The organism is Streptomyces graminilatus, assembly GCF_001418565.1.
GTDB lineage: Bacteria > Actinomycetota > Actinomycetes > Streptomycetales > Streptomycetaceae > Streptomyces > Streptomyces graminilatus.
Window position 1 is genome coordinate 1 of record NZ_LIQQ01000388.1, and the last position, 4,179, is coordinate 4,179.

Consider the following 4,179-nt stretch of genomic DNA (forward strand, 5'->3'; position numbering starts at 1 on the left):
AGTCCGCTGGCGGCGCCCGGCCACGGGTACGTGCCCCCGCAGATAGAGGTGGCGCCGGGCGCCGCCAGCGGACTGTCCACGGAGGCCAGCAGCGCGTCGATGCCCCCCTCGGGCAGCTTCACGAACGCGGTGGCACCGTCGTCGTAGTCGCCCTGCGGCAGCGGGTCCCAGCGGCCGCCGCCACGGGGCGCGCCCTCGGCGCCCTGGTCTCCGTACTGGTCGTCGGTCACGACAGCGCCCTCCCCAGTGCCCGCCGGGCCAGCGCGGCGACAGTGCGCCGCAGATGCAGTACCGCGGGCGGAAGCGGCGGTACGGAGCCGTCCTCGGCCGGAGCCGGGTCGGGAATGCAGGCCGCGGCGACGTACTCGCCGAAGGCACCCAGTGCCTCCGGGACGATCGTGCGGTTGTTGTCCCAGTCGATGAGCCGGGCGACCCACTGCTCGGCGTCCAGGGGGCGCAGCGGCATCGGCGCTATGGCACCGACGGCGCACCTGACTCCGCGCCTGGCGGGGTCCAGGACGAGCGCGACGGACGCGAGGGCGCGCCCGGGGCCGGTCCGTCCGGTGGCCTTCAGGAAGACCTGGGGGGCGTGCAGCAGGGGCACGCGCACGAAGCCGATGAGTTCACCGGACCGCAGCATCTCCACGCCGGCCAGCAGGTGCGACACCGGGATCTCCCGGCGGGCGCCACCGGGGCCCGCGATGATCAGCGTCGCCTCCAGGGCGGCCAGTACGGGGAGCGCGTCCCCTGTGGGGGCGGCCGTGGCGATGTTGCCGCCCAGGGTGCCCGCGTTGCGGATCTGCGGCGGGCCCGCGGCGCGCGCGGAGGCGGCCAGGGCCGGGATCAGGGCGGCGAAGTCGGGGCGGCCCATCCGCGCGTGGGTGAGGCCGGCGCCGAGCAGGGCGTGGCCGTCCTGGTACTGCCAGCCGCGGATCTCGCTGATCCGGCCGAGGCCGACGAGTCCGGCGGGCCTGAGCTGCCCGGAGTTGACGGTGGCCATGAGGTCGGTGCCGCCCGCCACGGGGACGGCCATCGGCATGGCCGCGAGCGCCGCGACCGCCTCGTCCAGCGAGGCGGGCAGCGTCACGGCCTGCGCCGCCTGCGGTGCGTGCGTGGTCAAACCGGTTGCCCCTTCCCGCTGCCCCACCTGGTCCCGCCTGTGTTGCCGTACGGTACGTGCTGACAGGGCGGACGTGGCAACTCTGGCACATTCTCGCGAGACCCGAACGCAGGGGTCCGCCACACGGCATTCGCCCACCTCATCCGCGAGATGGTCCGTTTTCGTACGTCATTGCCGATCGGTTCCGATTGATGCAGATCGGTGAGATTTGGTGACGGTTTCGCCTGCTGGGCCTCACACGTTCGGGGGCGCTCCCTCGATCGGACGTCCGAGGACCCCTGGCCGACGCTGCCACGGACGCGGTCCCGAGGGCGGCCGGTATCCGACGCCGAGGGCGTCAAGTCGCCCGTAATGGGCGGTCATCCGGCGCTCGAAGCCGGCGAAGTCCCGTTCGGCGGGTGCGGGCAGGGCGCTCCAGGCGACCTCGGCGAAGGCTGCCAGCCGGGGAAACGCCTGGTAGTCCACGCGCCCGGTGTCCTCCATCGCCTCGGTCCACAGGTTGGCCTGGGTGCCGAGGACGTGCCGCGCCTCCTCGGGGCCCAACTCCGGTGGAACCGGCTCGAAGCGGAAGACATCCTCAAGGGTGCGCACGTACCCGATGGGGACGGGTTCGTCGGGGCCCCCGTGCTGACGGTGGTCCAAGTACACCTGCTGCTCGGGGCACATGACGACGTCGTGTCCCGCGCGCGCGGCCGTGATGCCGCCCGCGTAACCGCGCCAGGAGGAGACGGCGGCGCCCGGTGCGAGCCCGCCCTCCAGGATCTCGTCCCAGCCGACGAGCCGGCGCCCGCGCGCGGTGAGCCAGGTGTCGAAGTGCCGTACGAACCAGGCCTGGAGCCCGTCCTCGTCGCCGAGCCCGAGCTCCCTGATGCGGGCCTGCGCGGTGGGCGACGCCCGCCACTGCTCCTTCGCGCACTCGTCGCCGCCGATATGGATGAACTCCCCCGGGAACAGGCCGAGGACTTCTTCGAAGACGCCCTCGTAGAAGCGCAGGGTGTTGTCAGTGGGGGCGAGTACGTTGTGGCTGATACCCCAGTCGCCCCAGACCGCGAGGGAGGTCGTGTCGATGACGTCCGTGTTGCCGAGTTCCGGATACGCGGCGATGGCGGCCTGCGAGTGCCCCGGTACGTCGATTTCAGGGACCACCGAGATATGCCGCTCGGCGGCGTAGGCGACGATCTCGCGGATGTCGTCCTGGGTGTAGAAGCCCCCGTGCGGCTTCTCCTCCCACAGCGGTGAGGCGCGGTGGCCGAATTTGGTCCGGGCCCGCCAGGAACCGGTCTCCGTCAGCTTCGGGTACCGCTCGATCTCGACGCGCCAGCCCTGGTCGTCCGTCAGATGGAAGTGGAAGACGTTGAGTTTGTGCGCCGCCATCAGGTCCAGGTAGCGCAGGACGCCTTCCTTGGGCATGAAGTGCCGGGCGACATCGAGCATGAGGCCGCGCCAGCGGAAGCGGGGGCCGTCCTCGACGGTGACCTGGGGCACGGCCCAGATCCGGTCCCGGCGCACCGGCGCCCTGCGGTACGCGTCCGGGCCGAGGAGTTGCCGCAGCGTCTGCGCGCCCCAGAAGACACCGGCCGCGCTGCCACCCTCGATGAGGACGCCGGATGACGGGTCGCTGACGAGGCGGTACTCCTCGGGGCCGAGTCCGGGATCGAGCCGGAGCCCGATGCCGTCGTACTCCGGGTCACCCTCGGTGTCGTCGGGGTCGCCGAATTCCCGGACCTCGCGCAACGGCAGCCCGGTGGCCTGCCGGAGAACCGTGCGCAGCCAGTGACCGACGCCTTCCAGCCCGGTATCGGCGTACAGCCGGGAGTGCGCCGTCAGCCGTACCTCGCCGGAGCCCGCGACGAGGTTGCGTGGCGCCGGAATCAATTCCCTGTGTGAACTCACGTCAGCCCTTGAAGGAAAAGGAAAAGGTGACAGCACAAAGGTCCCCAGGGCACGCGAAACGCACCCGGGGACCTTTATGACACCGAACCACCGGCCGGCGCGGCCTACTTCTTGCCGTCGCCCTCGTCGCCGCCGGAGCCCATGGAGTCGTAGATCTCCTTGCACATGGGACACACCGGGTACTTCTTCGGGTCGCGGCCCGGTACCCAGACCTTGCCGCACAGCGCCACGACGGGAGTCCCGTCGAGGGCGCTCGCCATGATCTTGTCCTTCTGGACGTAGTGGGCGAAGCGCTCGTGGTCGCCGTCGCCGTGCGAGGTCTGCGGCGCCGGTTCGACGAGGGTCCCCGTACCAGTCCCGCGCTGGGGCTGGGTCTCAGGCTCAAGAGTGCTCATAGTCGCAAGGGTACTGAAGGTCACACCCCTCAGTTCAGCGAAGGGTCGTCCGGATACGTCGCGACCATCGCCAGTTCGCTGCGCTGGCGTCTGAGAACCTCGCGCCACAGGCGTTCCGGGGCCGGGCAGGAGATGTCCCCGGGCTCCGACTCGACGACGTACCAGGCGCCGTCCGTCAGCTCGGCCTCCAGTTGCCGCGGTCCCCAGCCCGCGTACCCGGCGAAGATGCGCAGCGACCCGAGCGCCCGCGCGAGCAGCTCGGGCGGTGCCTCCAGGTCGACGACGCCGATCGCGCCGTGCACGCGCCGCCAGCCGAGCGGGGTGCGCTCGCCGGATCCGCCGCCGCCGGGGATGACCGCGACGCCGAGCGCCGAGTCGAGGGCGACCGGGCCGCCCTGGAAGACGACCCCCGGTTCACCCGCGAGGTCGGCCCAGCCCTCCAGGATGTCCCCGACGTCGACCGGGGTCGGACGGTTGAGGACGACGCCGAGGGAGCCCTTCTCGTCGTGGTCGAGAAGAAGCACCACCGCGCGGTCGAAGTTCGGGTCCGCCAGGGCGGGCGTGGCCACGAGCAGTCGCCCTGTGAGCGAGGACACCTCGGTCATGCCTGACATGATCCCGCATCTTCCCCGCGCCGCCCGCCCGCGCTCCTGAGCTGCGTTCCCTCGGGTACCCCGATTGGCTCCCCGCGCGCGGGGAAGATGCGGGATCATGTCAGGCATGACCGAGGTGTCCTCGCTCACAGGGCGACTGCTCGTGGCCACGCCCGCC

General features: G+C 71.6%; 4 protein-coding genes and 1 pseudogene. All 5 read right to left on the reverse strand.

Annotation, left to right across the window (positions count from 1 at the left end; genetic code table 11):
• A pseudogene (locus AOK08_RS29980) lies at positions 1-230 on the reverse strand ((2Fe-2S)-binding protein); the annotation flags it as partial.
• A complete protein-coding gene (locus AOK08_RS29985) occupies positions 227-1,120 on the reverse strand; it encodes an FAD binding domain-containing protein (protein ID WP_055531876.1) in 894 nt (297 codons plus the stop codon). The gene AOK08_RS29985 and the pseudogene AOK08_RS29980, both read right to left, overlap by 4 nt.
• A 234-nt stretch (positions 1,121-1,354) precedes the next feature.
• Positions 1,355-3,013, reverse strand: a complete 1,659-nt coding sequence (locus AOK08_RS29990; protein WP_055531878.1) for a beta-N-acetylhexosaminidase — start codon at positions 3,011-3,013, stop codon at positions 1,355-1,357.
• 104 nt (positions 3,014-3,117) lie between these two features.
• Complete coding sequence (locus AOK08_RS29995; protein ID WP_055531880.1) at positions 3,118-3,408, reverse strand: DUF3039 domain-containing protein; 291 nt, start codon at positions 3,406-3,408, stop codon at positions 3,118-3,120.
• Positions 3,409-3,437: 29 nt separating this feature from the next.
• On the reverse strand, positions 3,438-4,013 hold the full coding sequence (locus tag AOK08_RS30000; protein ID WP_055531882.1) for a YqgE/AlgH family protein: 576 nt from the start codon (positions 4,011-4,013) through the stop codon (positions 3,438-3,440).
• Positions 4,014-4,179 lie beyond the last annotated feature (166 nt).

Bases quoted from the DNA above. Each gene is read 5' to 3' on its own strand.
- AOK08_RS29995 (WP_055531880.1), bottom strand. From the start codon at position 3,408: ATGAGCACTCTTGAGCCTGAGACCCAGCCCCAGCGCGGGACTGGTACG.
- AOK08_RS30000 (WP_055531882.1), bottom strand. From the start codon at position 4,013: ATGACCGAGGTGTCCTCGCTCACAGGGCGACTGCTCGTGGCCACGCCC.